This is a genomic window from Roseibium sp. (assembly GCF_965276855.1).
In the GTDB taxonomy this organism is placed as follows: domain Bacteria; phylum Pseudomonadota; class Alphaproteobacteria; order Rhizobiales; family Stappiaceae; genus Roseibium.
In genome coordinates this window covers 350,642-365,485 of record NZ_OZ255700.1, presented here as the reverse complement: position 1 = coordinate 365,485, position 14,844 = coordinate 350,642, and the positions used below count along the sequence as shown (strand labels likewise).

Genomic DNA, 14,844 nt, shown 5'->3' with positions numbered 1-14,844 from the left:
TGACGTTCGCTCAATATAGCGATGTCAGTGCGCATGGTCACAGGATGGGTTGGACTACGCGGGCCTAACGAAGAGCACCGCATGGCACAATACGACCTAACCAAAATGCGGACATCCGTCGAGAACTGGGATCTGGATGTCCAGCCACTTGATTTGGTCGCCCGGAAGGAACTGGTTGCAGATTTTTCGCAGTTCAAGGTCGCAGAACTGCTGTGCGATCACGTCAGCTTTTTTGCAAATTTCAGCCACAAGGGCACCACACCCCGCGATCACTACACGTTTTCAATTCCAGCGCCAAATGCACCCGTTTTCTGGCATTCCGGCCACAGTGTGCGTTCAGGCCAGATCGTTGTCCAAACGCCAAACTGCGAAATCAACGTTATTACACCGGCGGGATTTGAGATCTTTCATGTATCTGTACCCGATCAAGAGTTGCACTGTTTGCTGAGGACCATGAATTTCGATCGCGCCAAGGTCCAGCGGTTGCCCCGAGTGTTCAATCTTCCTCAAGATCTTACAGTGCGGCTTTGGGATTCTGTTTCGAAACGGCCCTGTGCGTCGGAAGAAGGGCAAGGCCGATTTGCTACTGACCTTTGCCATCGAGTGGTCAAGGCTTGGGTTGCACAAGATGGACTAACGGACCGGCAGATCAGTCCGACAGCCGCAAAGCGGGCGCTGCAGAGATGCCTTGAGGCGGTGACACGGAACGATTACAGCCGTCTGACGGTTCATCATCTGTGCGATACCTTCCATATATCCAGGCGAGCACTGGAGATGGAATTCCGGAACAATTTCGGGGTTGGGCCGGCTGCGTTTCTCAAAGCGGTCAGGCTCACAGAAGCGCGCCGCAGATTGATGGCTGCAACGAACAAACGGGTTCAGGTTGGCGATATCATGCACGACTTGGGTTTTGCTCATGTCGGCCAATTTGCGGGCGCCTACCGCACCATGTTCGATGAGCTTCCATCTGAAACCCTGTTGCGGGGACGTGCGGACCGTTTGCCCAATTCAGTTACCTGACAGTCAGGTCGCCGCAGCGTTGGCGCTCTGCAAACATCCTGGACCTACAAAGGTCTGGGTTTGACGTCCGTGTAAAGACTGCACACGATCGATATGTCGACAAAGAAAACTTTCCGCAGACCCGACAGATTTTCGGCCAAACAAAGGTCATTTGCCCGCTCGTTTCGAAGGATATCTTCGAATTCCTGAAGCATGATGGCATAGGACGTGATGTAGTCCGAGAGGCTGATCCCGAGCTTTTGATGCACATTTATGATGCGAATAGCGTCATTGATGTAGGTCTCGTCAAAGCCGTGACTAAAGATGTTGTTCCAGTAATTTATCTGCTTTCCCACCAGGATCAGTTTGCTGTAATTCGGCAATTGCCCAGTCAGTTTTTTGACAAAGTCGTTTTCATAAAAGTCAGAAAGAGCGGTCTCGGAGTAGGGGTAGATGTAGCGCCAGGCTTTTCTGGCAAACAACATATCTTCAGCGCAGATCTCAAAAAGACCGATCTTTTGGGCGGCGATTGACGATTGAATGTGATGAAAGTCCATCCCTTTCCCCCATTGTTGAGCAACGCTCCTGCAAACCGTGCTGCCTTGCCGAAAGGGCAGGACCGCGAACTCCCAAAGACCAGAACTTATGCCCCTTTACCGTCACCCAAAGTCTTTGGGTGTCCCGTTTGTTGCGTCTCCTGTTCCGGACAGGTCTCCGCCGGCTGGCATAAATCATGTAAAGACTTGTCACCCAGCTCGCGAAAGAACGCGTCCAGCGACCTTGCCAGCGAGTCGCAAAACACCCTGCCGCCATACCGCGTGCAGGTGTTGCAGCTGTCGGTTGCGTAGCAGCCTATCGGCCTCAGTCTGGTCTCCAAGCTGATGATCAGGGGCGCGATCCTTATTTCCCTGGGATCTTTTTTTAGAAACACTCCCCCAGTCCTTCCCCGGACTGTGCCAATAATATTGCTCTGTTTAAGATATTTACAAATAATTGCGGCTTGACCAGTGCTAATGTCGCAGTTCTTTTTTAGTTCATCGACCGTCGTTGGGGTGCCATTGCATTCATAAATCTTAACCAAAAAGCATATTGTGTCATTTGTTAACTTCGTCAGACGCATTTATTCAGTATCGAAATCATCATCGGCTGTGCCGACGGACTGTCAAAAGGTGGTTTCAGAAATCTGGTTCGTTTGATTCTGAGAAAATCATAGGCAGATATTCGCATACGCATGATCTGCTTTGCGAATAGTTGCGAGTTTTTTTAAGTATGTTGGCGCCTGATCCTGATGGCAGCTCCAAGGGTCTCCTAAACACCAAGGATCGTGACGCGAACCAACAAATGGTCGACCTGCGCAAATCGATCCTGGCCCGCGCTCTCCCAACTCTCAATGCTTTTCCTGACGGGAGGTCTCAGACATGCAACGAGTGGCTGTTCCGCCGCGCAAGATGTTCTGCCAGACCGGTTCTTGTTGCCCCGGACAAGAGCAGAGCGCGCCACGGGGCGGCCTGGGACAGCACAATTGGTGTTCGGCGCTGCCATGCCGCCTCAGATTTCCCGGCCGAGCGGTTCAGCATCACCACCTTAGCGTTCTTCTTCAGAAGCATGCGCGCTGCTTGAAAGCCTGCGCCCGCGTTAGCTCCGGTGATGATGTAGGTCTTACCAGACTGGTCGCCGAGGCGCGCGGGCGTCCAGCCTTTAGGTCCGAATGTCGTATCTGCCATTTTCTGTCTCCTGCCAGCCCAAACCGGCGGATTGAGGGTTGTTTGCTTGACGGCATAGATAGATCCGGGCATGGCATTCAAACAGACGATATTCTCTCAATTACTTGCCCAATCGTCTCAATCCCATTGCAAATATGAAAGTCTTCTGCCAGCTAGAGTGCATGAGCAGAGAACAGATCAAAAACCTTATCGAGCGCCGTTTGCCTGAGGCAGGTCTCCTCGATACCGCGTTGAAAGGTGTTCAGCTTTTCCGGGTGACGGAGGCTGTGCCCTGCACACCTGCTGTCTATAAGCCAACGGTGGTGGCTATTCTCAGTGGCACCAAAAAAGCTGTTCTGGACGGTGAGTCCATGTTTATGGTAGCGACAAATACCTGCTGTGCCCCATGACTTTACCAGTGGAGGCGGGCACGCCAAAGGCGTCCGAAGAAGTTCCCTTGCTCGGTGTGTTGATTGCGCTGGAACCACGGATGATGCGGGAGCTCACCATGGAAATTGAGACCGCTGCCGATGGTAAGAAACACTTGCGAGATTGCGAGCCATCAGCCTTAGCGTTGGCCCCTTGGGATGTCGGTTTCACGCAGGCACTGCTGCGGCTTCTCGAATTGCTTGACAATCCGGTTGATCTGGAGGTTCTCGGACAGGGGCGAATGCGCGAATTATGTTACGCGGTACTCATGGGCGAGGCTGGGGCGGCCGCAAGAAGGGCCTTTGGCGTCGGCAACGAAATTGCAGGCACCATCGAATATCTCTCGAACCACCTGAACAAACAGGTCACCATCGACGACATGGCCGACCATGTCGGCATGAGCCGGGCGGTTTTCCATCGACGGTTCAAGGAAGCCACCACCATGTCCCCGATCCAGTTCGTGAAATTGATGTGGCTGAACAATGCCGCGATGAAAATCGCCGAGGGAAAGACCGTATCAGAGGCTGCGTGGGACGTAGGCTAACAAAGCACCTCACAATTCAGCCGTGAGTTTAAGCGGATGTACGGCCAGTCGCCCCGACAATGGGGCAACGCGGCGCAGTTGCCAGAACGACTGACCTAAAGTGGACCCGATAGCTTTATTCTTGTGATTTTCCGATTTGAGTGATGCAACAGTCATCGGGTGCGCAGTATCGAATGGCCGCTTCGTCCGCATGGCGGACCTTGCACCTGAGCGCAGCGAACGTCCGTTTTCCGCCCATAGCTGACCGGTACCCCTGAGCTGGATCCATCTAGCGTGAACCGCGACAACTGGCCCGCGCGTAAAGCGAAGTCCTCGAGAAACCGCGATGACGCTTTGGGGATGCCTCCTGGGGCGGCAGCTCGGCCGCGCTAAACCACGGAAGAAGGCAGAGGTGATGGTATCAGTTTACTGCTCGAAACGGACATCCCGTAAGGCGGTCACAGCTTCCTTTACCTAAACCGCTCCCGGCATTGCTGGCGTGTTCCGTCGATCCCGTTTGCGGCGCGCGACCGCATACCGTCCGCGTGGATGCGGTTCACTGTGCACGGTGTCGGTGAACCGTTCCCAGGGAAACTCAGAAGAAACACTCTCGGCCTGTTCGACGTAGGCCACCCGTTTTTGGTCTTCGGTGTATACCTGACGGGGGACAAGTTGAACCTGCGCAAGCGGAACGTTGAAGGGCAGTCGAATTTCGCGGTTTGTTTCCGTGATGCGGATATTCACGAAAATGGGACATGGTTTGAATTCGTCCGTTTCCACCATGCCTTCATAGACCTGGAATGGGCCGCGAGGCGTGTTCGCGGGTGCACGCACCAGAACACTCCACCCCGGCGCGGTTTCCACGAAATGGCCAGTGAAGATCTGGAGGGTACCCGGCAGCGGGACGGGCCTGAGGAATGCCGGGAAATGGCGCCTCAAATTATCCGGTGCAAGATTTTCCCATTCCTTCTTGAAACCGTCATTCAGATATTCGCTCTTCACGAGAACCCATTCGCCTTCGAGATAGGCATAAACAATGTCCTCGCTAACCGTCAGCGTGAGCGTTTTGGGCGGATAGACGTACCAACCGAAGGAAGAAGCGGTGCGCATGGCCTCACAATAGCGAAACGCATCCGTTGGCATGCTTCCATATGCGGACGGGTCGGCCGGTATGATGGCCGGAACACCATCGAACATCTTGTAGAACTTTATGAGGTGCTCGGACATTCGGATCTCGTTTTTGCAGGAGGTCCCTATAAGGGAGTGGCTGATCGAACGGGAGAGCTTTGAGAGACTTGCAAGCTGCCGTCACTTTGGCTGGATGCCCGGAACACCGAAACGACCGCAGCGCAGTTTGACTGCGCTGCATGGCCGTTCGGCTTTTGCAGGCTAGAAACAATCCCGCATGATCCTGCGCCCGGCCGGCGTTTGAACAACGCGCGGCATCAAGTTGTAAGACGCCCCAACGGCGGTCGGAGCAGCCTTGCGGACCGTGGGCAGTTTATCGATTTTCCGGTGTTCCGTTTTCATCTGTTTCTCCTTCTTGTTTTGGCTTGGTCGAAAGATTCCAACGCGGGCTGGTAAGGGTTTCAAAAGGGATCAAAGCGAGGGATGTTGGCTTTTCGACCCTCGGCGATCTCAAATGTATTTGCGAACCCGTCCGAAATGTCCCGCAAACTCTCGGTCATACTGGCCGTGGGCTGTCAGCAGTTCCAGCCTGTGGGGCAGGCCAATGCCTGTGATGTGCCAAGTACCCCAGACATCTCCAGAATTACTGCTGAAGCGACGATGGCGATTGCAATGACACCGTATGCGGATAGATGTGTTTTCAAATTATTCATTTAAAGTCCTCCCGGCTTCTAGTCACAGGTAACTGTATGTCCAGCTGTTGCTTGACCTTTATTTGGGAGGGAGAGTTTGATATTACAAATTAATGATATGTAATGGATCTCTCCCGATTTAATTGGGTGAACGTGTTCGCTTTACGCTATCGGGGCATCTTCCGACAAAAGACGTTCTACCCTTTGAGCATTGAGCAAGCAGCCTTTGCGGCAGACCGTATGAATAATGTCAGACGCGCGGACCGTCCGCTCCCGGCTCGAACGTGATTTGGTCGAAAACGGCCCGAAGCGGACATTGGAGCCGCTTGCAGCAAAGGACCGTTCCGAGCCCAAAGTCACAATTGCTGCCTTATGTCCGAACGACTGCTATTGCTTTTCGCAAGCCTTCTTGGTTCGATCAATCGACAAATTGATCAATCCGAACGGTTTCGCTTTTCCCGGAGGGGGAACGCATTATGACACGTACCGCCAAGAGCATATCTGAAGTTGTCACGAGCGGCTTGTGCATCGGCTGTGGGCTATGTGAAGCGATAACCGAGCGTCGGGTGCAGATGACAATGACGCCCTTGGGTGGGTTACGGCCTGACAGCGTTGATACGTTTACCAGTGAGGAAGAGGACCGGTTGCTGTCGTGTTGTCCAGGTGTTGTCGCACGTGCACGTCCGCAAACGGACGTGGCACAGGATATGATCTGGGGGCATCACTCGACAATGCGATATGCTTGGGCCGGAGCACCCGAAGTGCGCTTCAAATCCGCAACTGGCGGCGTCTTGTCTGCGCTTGGCATGCACCTGGTGGAAAGTGGCACGGTCGACTTTGTTCTGCATGTGGCTCCGGACCCGGATCATCCCATGCGCAGCACATGGGTCATGAGCGAAACCGCGCAGGATGTTCTTGACCATGCGGGTTCCAGATATGGACCCACGGCACCACTGGCCGGGTTCATGACAGCTCTGGAGCGTGGTCAACCATTTGCGATCATCGCCAAGCCTTGCGACGTAGGCGCGGTGCACGCGCTTTCCAGGGTCGATGGACGGGTGGATCAGCTCTGTGTCGCGCGGTTGGTCATGGTGTGTGGCGGGCAATCCCGCCTTGGAAAGTCTCGAAAGTTGTTGGACGAGTTTGGGCTCGAAGAAGACGAACTGTCCTTGTTTAGATATCGCGGACATGGCAACCCTGGCCTCACCACGGTTGAAACGAAGGATGGGCGCAAGTTCGAAAAAACCTACCAGGAGCTTTGGGAGGATGAAGGGTCCTGGGAGTTAGAGACGCGCTGCAAACTTTGCCCCGACGCTTTGGGCGAAGCTGCGGATATCGCGGCCGCGGATGTTTGGCCGGGTGGTGGCCCGATCGGTGAAGACGACGGGTTCAACGGGATTATCGTGCGCTCCCCGGCAGGCGAAGCGTTGATAGAGTCGGCCGAAAGTGCAGGAAATTTGATGTTTGGCGGCGCAATAACGCCACGCGAGTTTGACGATTTTCAGCCTCATCAGGTGCGTAAGAAGCACGCCGTTCACGCTCGGCTCACAGGTTTATCCCAAGCAGGCTTTCCCATGATCGACACGCAAGGACTGCGGTTGGAAGAGCTGGACGCCCATCTGCAAACTGAAGCGCGAACGACCCAGATTTCCGGGATAAAGGAGCGGATTGCGTCGGGCCGGATCGGTGAGCCGTTGCCGGAAAAAGACTAGGGCCGTCCTGACGCTCTGCGAAGCGGACCTTCGCGCAACCGCAGCAAAGTCTCACTTTGTCCGCAGAGCCCATATTTGGTGCCAATGCAAAGACAGCCCGCCCTCCGGCCATTTCGCCTGTTGTTCTTGCAGCTATTAACGACTCAAGGGCGCTCGTTTTAAGCCGCGTCCGCATTTCAAGCTTGGCCAAGGTGGTCACCCGTCTTCCAGAACCTCTTGCCTCCGCGCGCGGGCATTTTGCCTGGCTTCGATCGGAGCGAACCCGGTTTCTAAGGCCGATGAAAACCGGTGCGCTGGCGCGGCCTAGTCACAGCCGTTGTGGCGCCGCCACAAATCCCTGTTGTGTCCTTCCGGCACGCTTGTGCATGGATCATCAGCATATCCGCGCAAGATGTTGTACTGCTGAATTTGCGCGTCGCTGAGAAGCTCTGGTGTCGACAAGTGGCGCGACAGGTGGATGAACCGCAATTCGGTACGGGCTTTGCCAGCTTCGGCAAGCAGTGAGCGAAGCGTCTCTTCGGACAGGCCGGGCTGTGCGAAGGCGTTGCTGATCGCGGCCTCGGCCGCAATTAGGCGTTCACCGGCAGCAATGGCCGCGATCCGCATTGTCTTGTATGTTGCGGTGATCGTTCCGACCTGCTCAGCCGAGAGCTCAAGTTCTGTCTGCAGGTCAAGAAGATGCGCGGGACCGGGGTGACCATTCAGCTCAGCCGGCAAGGCGAGACCCCAGCCCCCGCCACGTTGCAACTCCGCGATATCCTGTTCCGACAGGCTCTTGATTTCCCGTGTTTCAAAGCCAGCATACGGTGCCGTGTTGCTTCCGTGACCGTGATCTTGTGAAAACGCTGCAATGGGCACGAGTGCAATCGCCAAAGCGAGTGATTTCGTCAAGTGCACAGACATTGTTCGATCCCTTCGCACGAATTCGTCGGGCGATCGGTAGCACCGACAGCCGTTCGCTCATATGATCGTGATCATGTCCAACGCCATATCAGACCTTTTTGCATCCGGCCGGGTTGTTTCGTTCCAGTCCAACCAGAGTGTATTTCAGATCGGAGACCGCGTGCAAAATATGTACTTCGTCACCGACGGAGGGGTTGACCTTGTCCGCTACTCCAAAAGGGGTGCCCCTTTGATCCTGGCGCGCGTCGGACAGGGCGGTGTGCTGGCCGAAGCTTCGGCATATTCGAGCCGATATCACTGCCACGCCGTGACCAGCGCGCCAACACAGCTCCGCTCGCTACCCGTTTCGGCGTTCCGGGACCGTCTACATGGCTCTCCGGACATGGCCCGTACATGGGCAGCCAGGTTGGCGCAGGAACTGCAGACCGCCCGGATGCAGTCCGAGATCAGGTCGCTCAAGACCGTGGCCGAACGCCTGGATGCATGGCTGGGAGAAAACAAGACCTTGCCGCCGAAAGGGCAGATGCAAAACCTTGCATATTTCCTTGGTGTTTCGCGAGAAGCGCTCTACCGCGAACTCGCGCGGCGGCGCGGGTAGGGCAAACGGGAAACCCGGCAGGTTGGTGTCGCCGGATGTCTGGACGGGGAGGGCGGTGACCTTCAGCGCTGACTTCAACCGTGGTGTGTCGATGGGGCGGGAGCAGTCCCAACTTGAGGGCTGTACCGGAGCCATTTAGACCGGCGTACTCGTAAAGCACGAGCTGCGGTCTTCGCGATCAGACCAAGACCCAAATCAACCGGTTTCTTGGAAGCAGTCTAGACAGTTAAAGTGGAATGCAGGTTTTGCCTTCAAGCGAATTGCATCCGCGATGACTATGGGCGAGCCTATATCCGTTCAACCCATCTTGAGCCCTTTGGGAGAATTGGCAAATGCGCCCAAAAGAAAGTCACCCCCTCTACGGAATTCGGTCATTCGCGGTCTGCGCAATTGCGCTGATGGTCTCTACCGGATTTGCCGCTGCTCAGGACGATCCTTATGCGACCCATCACGAACTTGGGCTCATGCAGGGGTTTCCGCCACCTGAAGACAAGCGGGTCAACCGGTCGAACGGTCTTCTCGGCGTGCCGTACAATCGCTGGTCCTACCAGAACATGCGAACGCTCTTCCCGACAGCAGGTATTCCGGCAGCTCTGTCCCCGCGACCCGTGGCAGTCGCCATCGACGGCGGGATCGAACGCCTGACTTACAAACGCGAAGACGGGTCGGACGTCGATTTCGACACCTACTTGAAAGAAACCTACACGGATGCCTTTGTTGTCGTTCACGGTGATAAGATCGTCTATGAGCGCTACCTCAACGGAATGAACCCGAACCAGCCGCATCAGATGATGTCGGTGACGAAATCCTTCGCCGGCATGTTCGGGCTGATAGCCGTGGCCAATGGGTATCTGAGCGAAGATGACCCGGTGACGAAATTTGTGCCGGAGCTGGAAGCCGCCGGGGCTTTCAGCGGAGCGACCTTCAGCCACGTCGAAGACATGACGGCGTCGCTCGATTTCTCCGAAGACTACGCAGATCCGAATTCGGGTATCACGCAATACTCAAAGGTGTTGGGCTTGCGGGAAGCGCCTCCGGAAGAGATCCCGGCCGACAGCATCTACGCCTACCTGGCAACGCTGCCCAAGGATGAAAGCCACGAGCACGGCGAGATCTTTCATTACCAGACGCCGAAAACCGATGTCGTGAACTGGGTGACGAACCGGGCAACCGGCCGCTCCTTCCAGGACGAGCTTGCTGATCTGTGGTCCAAGATCGGAGCAGACGGCGAGACCTACGTCCTTCTCGACAAGAACGGGACGCTGTTCGCCGGCGGCGGCCTCAATGCAACGCCGCGCAATCTGGCTCGCTTCGCGATGATGATGCTCAATGACGGCAAGGTCGACGCGGAACAGGTTGTCCCGAGCGAAGTTATTCAAAAGCTCTCGGACGGGGCCAATCGCGAGGCCTTCTCAAACGGTCCTGATGCCAAGGGTGTCATGGGCGGCGGTGACTGGAGTTATCGGGCCCAATGGTGGGTCCGCCACACACCGGGCAAGGAATCCTTCAACGCCATCGGTGTCAACGGCCAATGGATTTATATCGACATCGACCGGGATGTCGCGATCATCAAGCAGAGCTCGCAGCCAGAGTCGTCGACCAACTACTACGACGAATACAATATCAACGCCTTCGACGCGATCATCAGCTACCTGACGCAGTAGCCGGTTGTTCATCGACAAATGGCAGCGCACCAAGTGCGCGCTGCCACAAAACTGGCGGAAGTCTTGGCGGTCGGCTCTAACCTAGACCCGATCCTCCACCCATCCTTTGGCACTGCTGGCACTCGCGCGCGGGCGGCTGTGTTGGGATCAGGATGCGTGAGCTCGGGTTTTGAGGTGCAGGACAAAGGGCAGATCATCTTCGAGTTTTTGGACCAGGAGGGCCGCCACCTTCAGGGCGGACTTCAGCCGGGCGGTGTCGATGGGGGCGGAGCGTCGAATACTGCGGTCCAGTTTGCGGTGTGCCGACTAATGGTACAAGGGCCGTGTGCTCTGCCGTCATCAATTGGCACTTTCGGCCCCTAGCCGCCATAGACAGTGGTCTAGATCAACGTCCGCTTCGCGCCCTCAATTCGGTCGTTCGCCGCGATGGAGTCTCTGCCCGAAAGCTGGCATTCATTTGCGACGCAACAAATTTCTAGGAGGAGCGGGGAATGGGCATTTGTTGCGGTCAAAACGAGTTACGGGATTGCGGACGAACAGAACGTTGATTGGAAAAGGTTGAATGGCAGCAGATCGGCACCAACCGGCAAAGACTGCATTCTAAACAATCCGCAGAACGGTGCGTGCCGGGGATACATGGGGCGAGAGCAGGCTGTGTTTGGCCGCGAAACTAAGAGCTTGCCCTATGAAGGCCGCGACTGTGTGCCCCTCTGTCAAAGTCCAGTCATACACTAACAATAAAAACGGATCACTCAAGTGGGGCTGAACACGCCGAACCGAATACAGGATTCGTTGTGGCGAGCAAAATTTCATTAAAACGGAATAAGAAAGCCCGCCGGGTAATCGCAACCAAAGCGTTTAGGCGGCTCCAGCGCGACTCGCCCGAATACGGCTGAGCGATACTGGCGTGATCCCGAGATAGGCTGCAATCTCGATTTGCGTGAGGCGCTGTGCAAGGCCAGGCGAGTTGTTCAGGAATTTCTCATATCGTTCCACCGCGCTCAGGCAGAGAAAGTCGTACTCTCGTTCTTCATTCCTCAGCGCAAGCCGGCGAAACATCTGGTTCGAAAACCGGAGCATTTCGGGATCATTCTCCGTGAGCTCCCGAAACTTGAAACTCGGGAGAAATTCAACGGTGACCGGTGTTAGACAGACAGCCGAGAAGCGCGCTGGCTCGCCAGCCAGGGTGCACGTCATAGAGGCGAAAATCCCACCAGTATCAATAAAAGATTTTGTATAGGTTGCGCCGGCGCTGGTGAGATACACCAGCTTGATCAAGCCTTCGGTGATTTTGTAAATATTCTTATTGAACTCGGCCTGTCGGATTATGTAGTCGCCGGTCTGAAAACTTCTTGTTTCAATAGAGCTTTCAATTGAGCTTATGTCCACACCTGCAGAAGACAGAGTTTGCTGAAAGCTCATTCGTTCTTATCCTATGATAATTTGTTTGGCGCCTGACCGTGTTAGACCCGTTTTACTTAAGTAGGCGAAGTCAATTTTCCAACTGGCCGGATAGAATTCCGTATTTTGATACGGAGCACAAGTTCGTCTGCAGTTGCGCATGCTCGGCATATTTTCGGGCATTCGCGGTGATTGGGATTGAACGGGAAACCGCAGACTTCCCTGCCGTTTTTAATGGAGGTGGTAATCGATATGCAGCTCAGAGTGAACGGATCCCTGCGCGACGTTCCGGACAACTGGCAGGAGGAGACACTTCTTACAGTGTTACGGGAACACCTGGGTCTCGTCGGCACCAAGTTGGGATGCGGTGACGGTGGGTGCGGCGCTTGCACAGTCCACGTCGACGGGGGCGTTGTCCGAAGCTGCCAAATGAGAGCGTCAGATGCCGAAACCCTTGATATACTGACCATCGAAGGTCTGACCGGTGCCAGCGTCGATTTGCATCCGGTACAACAGGCATGGCTCGATGAGCGTGTCGCCCAGTGTGGTTACTGCCAAGCCGGGCAGATCATGCAGGCTGTGGCATTGCTGAAGGAAAATCCGGCGCCGGACGAACAGGCGATTGTCGATCACATGAACAGGAATCTGTGCCGTTGCGGTACGCAGTCCCGAGTTCAAAAGGCAATTCTACGTGCTGCCCGTGAACTGCGGGGGCAATCATGAAAGCCGTCAAAGCGAAACGCCGTTTCACACGCCGGAGCTTGCTGAAAGGGGCTGGGTTTGCGGCAGCAGGCCTGACAGTCACCTATTTGGTCGGTCGTCGGCTCGTTCCGATCCTGCCTTCACTCGCCACTCCAGACATCGACGGCGTTGCCTGGATATCAGTCGGTCGCGATGGTCAGATTTCGATGCTGAGTCCGGTCCATGAAATGGGGCAGGGATCTTCACTGGGGCTTGCCCAGATTGTGGCGGAAGAGCTCAATGTCAAAAGCTCAGACATAAAGGTAAGCTTTCCCTCCACACAGGATGTGCCCCATATGCGCTTTACAACAGGCAGTCAGGCGATCACCTTGCATGCGCGGCCCGTTGCAGAAGCGGCGGCGCGACTGCGTGAGGAACTCAGACGGAGAGCTGCAGCAATCGCCGGTGTAAAACCGACAGCACTTGCGGACGCCGACGGTGGGTTTTACGGGCCTAACAAGCGTTTCGTGTCCTATTCGAATGCGGTTGCCGGTAATGAGCTGACGCTTGCCTCAGATAATTTGCCTGAGGGCACCAGTTACACATTTGACGCAAAACGCGAAAAACGGCAGATCGGTCATGAAGCACTTCAAATTCAGGCCCGGGAAATCGTGACGGGTGCTCCTGCTTTTGCTGCCGACATTGTTCGACCGCATATGGCTTTCGGCAGAGTGTTTCAGGCACCCGCTCCAGATGCGAAGATCATAGACGTGTCCGACAGAGGTGCCGGGAAAGTGCCAGGAGTGATCAAGGTGGTCATCGACAAGCCACGGCGGCTCGTTGGTGTGATCGCTGAAACGCCTAGCGGACTTGAAGAGGCCCTGAAGCGCCTGGACGTAGTGTGGGACCGGCCGGACCGGTTTACGGCTGAGGAAGTCGCGGAACGGGTTGATGTCGACAGGGCGCTTGCGAACGGAAACCTTGAACATTCCATCGTGGACGAGGACGTTGATCTGTCGACTGACTGGACAGTTGACATGCGCTTTGACCAGCCAATCCTGCATCACGCAGCGCAAGAACCAAGAACGGCTGTAGCGGAATTCAGCCAACGTGACGGACAAGAGGTTGTCGACATCTGGACTGGCACCCAGGACATTTTCGTCAACCAGAAGAAGGCAGCAGCCGATCTTGGCTGGTCAACCGATCGAGTAACTGTTCATGCGATGCGTGTCGGTGGCGGATTTGGTGGGCGTGTCCTTTACGATGTTGTGCGCGAGGCAGTGCTTCTAGCACAAGAGGTCAAACGGCCGGTCAAGGTGACTTGGTCTCGGCGGGACGAGTTTCTCGCAGACCGGACACGTCCCCCTTCTACTCACCGCGTCCAAATCAGGGTGGACGCTCAGGGTCAGATTTCGGATTGGCGGCACGCGTGTGTCAGCGGCTATGTCTTGTTGACAGAGCTCATGGCCCCGCAGCCGCTTTTGTCCGGGATGCGCTTGGTGATGCATGACTTCGGGGCTGCACGCGAACTCAAGGCTCCCTATTCAGCTAAGGCTCGGCGGATCGAAATGAGCGATGTGGAACTCCCCTTTCATGTGGGCGAATGGCGTTCGCTTGGTGCTGCACCAAACAATTTTGCAATTGAAAGTGCGATGGACGAGCTTGCGCGGATTCTGAAGCGGGATCCGCTGGAGTTTCGCATGCAAAACCTGGGTAAGGGGAGGACAAAATTAAAAAACTGCCTGACCCGCCTCAAGGAGATCTGTGATGGGCACCCGAGGTCGTTGGAGAAAGGAAAAGGGCGGGGATATGCTTGCGGCATTTATCAGGAACATAGCTATGTGGCGGCAGCCTTTGATGTTGCAGTGGACCATGAACGAAGAAGCATTCGCGCGGAGCGCTGCACGTTCGTTATGGATGTTGGTCTTGCCATCAGTCCAGATCAGATCAAGGCGCAGATTGAGGGATGTGCAATGATGGCCATTGGTCAGCTTTTGATGGAGGAGGCGCCGATTTCAGATGGTGGTTTGTCAGCTCAAAGTTTTGATGACTACCCCACACCAACCATGATGAATGTTCCGCAATTTGAAATCGACATCGTGGAACAAGGCATGAGCCCGCCAGCGGGTGTTGGACAGGCCCCGATCATCGCCTTGGTACCGGCTCTTGCAAATGCCCTGCGGGACGCCACAGGGTTTCGAGCGCTGAAATTGCCGGTTAACTTCGACGACATTCCGCCTGTCTTGGACAGTTGACGCGGTACGCCGGCCCTCAATTGAAGGACAGGGTAGTGGACCTTGGAGCTGTCACCCAATTGAAGCTAGAGCCGGGCTGGACGCTCCGGTCAAAAGTCGCTCACATGATGTCCTGGCATGTTCTGATAACTTACCGGGCGCAGGAACCTGCGGATC

The 14,844-nt window shown here is 55.5% G+C and carries 14 protein-coding genes and 1 pseudogene; 8 read left to right on the top strand and 7 right to left on the bottom strand.

Annotated features, from left to right (window positions below):
* Positions 1–81 precede the first annotated feature (81 nt).
* A complete protein-coding gene (locus tag ACQY4Z_RS01670) occupies positions 82–1,020 on the top strand; it encodes a helix-turn-helix domain-containing protein (RefSeq protein ID WP_428526103.1) in 939 nt (312 codons plus the stop codon).
* Positions 1,021–1,064: 44 nt separating this feature from the next.
* On the opposite strand, the gene ACQY4Z_RS01665 is transcribed toward ACQY4Z_RS01670, so the two are convergent.
* The 3 genes from ACQY4Z_RS01665 to ACQY4Z_RS01655 all read right to left on the bottom strand — a co-directional run bounded on the left by ACQY4Z_RS01665 (position 1,065) and on the right by ACQY4Z_RS01655 (position 2,723).
* Positions 1,065–1,556, bottom strand: a complete 492-nt coding sequence (locus tag ACQY4Z_RS01665; protein ID WP_420340682.1) for a protoglobin domain-containing protein — start codon at positions 1,554–1,556, stop codon at positions 1,065–1,067.
* A gap of 86 nt (positions 1,557–1,642) precedes the next feature.
* Positions 1,643–2,119 carry an Rrf2 family transcriptional regulator gene (locus ACQY4Z_RS01660; RefSeq protein ID WP_428526101.1) on the bottom strand — a complete coding sequence of 159 codons (477 nt, stop codon included), beginning with the start codon at positions 2,117–2,119 and terminating at the stop codon, positions 1,643–1,645.
* Between the two features lie 292 nt (positions 2,120–2,411).
* Positions 2,412–2,723 (bottom strand): hypothetical protein, encoded by a 312-nt coding sequence (locus ACQY4Z_RS01655; RefSeq protein ID WP_428526099.1) that lies wholly within the window; start codon positions 2,721–2,723, stop codon positions 2,412–2,414.
* A gap of 134 nt (positions 2,724–2,857) precedes the next feature.
* Between ACQY4Z_RS01655 and ACQY4Z_RS01650 the strand changes: the two are divergent.
* Positions 2,858–3,357 (top strand): annotated as a pseudogene (locus ACQY4Z_RS01650) (AraC family transcriptional regulator); the annotation flags it as partial.
* A gap of 15 nt (positions 3,358–3,372) precedes the next feature.
* A complete protein-coding gene (locus ACQY4Z_RS01645) occupies positions 3,373–3,675 on the top strand; it encodes an AraC family transcriptional regulator (RefSeq protein ID WP_428529684.1) in 303 nt (100 codons plus the stop codon).
* Between the two features lie 453 nt (positions 3,676–4,128).
* Here the strand turns inward: ACQY4Z_RS01645 and ACQY4Z_RS01640 are convergent, their stop codons facing one another.
* Together ACQY4Z_RS01640 and ACQY4Z_RS01635 are read right to left on the bottom strand one after the other, a co-directional pair.
* A complete protein-coding gene (locus ACQY4Z_RS01640; protein WP_428526097.1) occupies positions 4,129–4,881 on the bottom strand; it encodes a DUF6065 family protein in 753 nt (250 codons plus the stop codon).
* A 162-nt stretch (positions 4,882–5,043) separates the two neighbouring features.
* Positions 5,044–5,184, bottom strand: a complete 141-nt coding sequence (locus ACQY4Z_RS01635) for a hypothetical protein (RefSeq protein ID WP_155189197.1) — start codon at positions 5,182–5,184, stop codon at positions 5,044–5,046.
* 766 nt (positions 5,185–5,950) lie between these two features.
* Here ACQY4Z_RS01635 and ACQY4Z_RS01630 point away from each other — a divergent pair.
* Positions 5,951–7,186 (top strand): Coenzyme F420 hydrogenase/dehydrogenase, beta subunit C-terminal domain, encoded by a 1,236-nt coding sequence (locus ACQY4Z_RS01630; protein ID WP_428526095.1) that lies wholly within the window; start codon positions 5,951–5,953, stop codon positions 7,184–7,186.
* 303 nt (positions 7,187–7,489) lie between these two features.
* On the opposite strand, the gene ACQY4Z_RS01625 is transcribed toward ACQY4Z_RS01630, so the two are convergent.
* Positions 7,490–8,089 carry a hypothetical protein gene (locus tag ACQY4Z_RS01625; protein WP_428526093.1) on the bottom strand — a complete coding sequence of 200 codons (600 nt, stop codon included), beginning with the start codon at positions 8,087–8,089 and terminating at the stop codon, positions 7,490–7,492.
* 73 nt (positions 8,090–8,162) lie between these two features.
* On the opposite strand from ACQY4Z_RS01625, the gene ACQY4Z_RS01620 reads away from it, so the two are divergent.
* Positions 8,163–8,687 (top strand): Crp/Fnr family transcriptional regulator, encoded by a 525-nt coding sequence (locus ACQY4Z_RS01620; protein ID WP_428526091.1) that lies wholly within the window; start codon positions 8,163–8,165, stop codon positions 8,685–8,687.
* A 332-nt stretch (positions 8,688–9,019) separates the two neighbouring features.
* Complete coding sequence (locus tag ACQY4Z_RS01615; protein ID WP_428526089.1) at positions 9,020–10,351, top strand: serine hydrolase domain-containing protein; 1,332 nt, start codon at positions 9,020–9,022, stop codon at positions 10,349–10,351.
* Between the two features lie 858 nt (positions 10,352–11,209).
* On the opposite strand, the gene ACQY4Z_RS01610 is transcribed toward ACQY4Z_RS01615, so the two are convergent.
* A complete protein-coding gene (locus ACQY4Z_RS01610; protein WP_428526087.1) occupies positions 11,210–11,773 on the bottom strand; it encodes a Crp/Fnr family transcriptional regulator in 564 nt (187 codons plus the stop codon).
* A 231-nt stretch (positions 11,774–12,004) separates the two neighbouring features.
* On the opposite strand from ACQY4Z_RS01610, the gene ACQY4Z_RS01605 reads away from it, so the two are divergent.
* Both ACQY4Z_RS01605 and ACQY4Z_RS01600 read left to right on the top strand, forming a co-directional pair.
* Positions 12,005–12,475 (top strand): (2Fe-2S)-binding protein, encoded by a 471-nt coding sequence (locus ACQY4Z_RS01605; RefSeq protein WP_428526085.1) that lies wholly within the window; start codon positions 12,005–12,007, stop codon positions 12,473–12,475.
* Positions 12,472–14,688, top strand: coding sequence for a molybdopterin cofactor-binding domain-containing protein (locus ACQY4Z_RS01600; RefSeq protein WP_428526083.1), 2,217 nt, complete (start codon positions 12,472–12,474; stop codon positions 14,686–14,688). Before ACQY4Z_RS01605 ends, ACQY4Z_RS01600 begins: the two co-directional genes overlap by 4 nt.
* Positions 14,689–14,844 lie beyond the last annotated feature (156 nt).

Coding starts and splice junctions, on each gene's coding strand:
- ACQY4Z_RS01670 (WP_428526103.1), top strand. CDS start 82: ATGGCACAATACGACCTAACCAAAATGCGGACATCCGTCGAGAACTGG.
- ACQY4Z_RS01665 (WP_420340682.1), bottom strand. CDS start 1,556: ATGGACTTTCATCACATTCAATCGTCAATCGCCGCCCAAAAGATCGGT.
- ACQY4Z_RS01660 (WP_428526101.1), bottom strand. CDS start 2,119: ATGCGTCTGACGAAGTTAACAAATGACACAATATGCTTTTTGGTTAAG.
- ACQY4Z_RS01655 (WP_428526099.1), bottom strand. CDS start 2,723: ATGGCAGATACGACATTCGGACCTAAAGGCTGGACGCCCGCGCGCCTC.
- ACQY4Z_RS01645 (WP_428529684.1), top strand. CDS start 3,373: ATGCGCGAATTATGTTACGCGGTACTCATGGGCGAGGCTGGGGCGGCC.
- ACQY4Z_RS01640 (WP_428526097.1), bottom strand. CDS start 4,881: ATGTCCGAGCACCTCATAAAGTTCTACAAGATGTTCGATGGTGTTCCG.
- ACQY4Z_RS01635 (WP_155189197.1), bottom strand. CDS start 5,184: ATGAAAACGGAACACCGGAAAATCGATAAACTGCCCACGGTCCGCAAG.
- ACQY4Z_RS01630 (WP_428526095.1), top strand. CDS start 5,951: ATGACACGTACCGCCAAGAGCATATCTGAAGTTGTCACGAGCGGCTTG.
- ACQY4Z_RS01625 (WP_428526093.1), bottom strand. CDS start 8,089: ATGTCTGTGCACTTGACGAAATCACTCGCTTTGGCGATTGCACTCGTG.
- ACQY4Z_RS01620 (WP_428526091.1), top strand. CDS start 8,163: ATGTCCAACGCCATATCAGACCTTTTTGCATCCGGCCGGGTTGTTTCG.
- ACQY4Z_RS01615 (WP_428526089.1), top strand. CDS start 9,020: ATGCGCCCAAAAGAAAGTCACCCCCTCTACGGAATTCGGTCATTCGCG.
- ACQY4Z_RS01610 (WP_428526087.1), bottom strand. CDS start 11,773: ATGAGCTTTCAGCAAACTCTGTCTTCTGCAGGTGTGGACATAAGCTCA.
- ACQY4Z_RS01605 (WP_428526085.1), top strand. CDS start 12,005: ATGCAGCTCAGAGTGAACGGATCCCTGCGCGACGTTCCGGACAACTGG.
- ACQY4Z_RS01600 (WP_428526083.1), top strand. CDS start 12,472: ATGAAAGCCGTCAAAGCGAAACGCCGTTTCACACGCCGGAGCTTGCTG.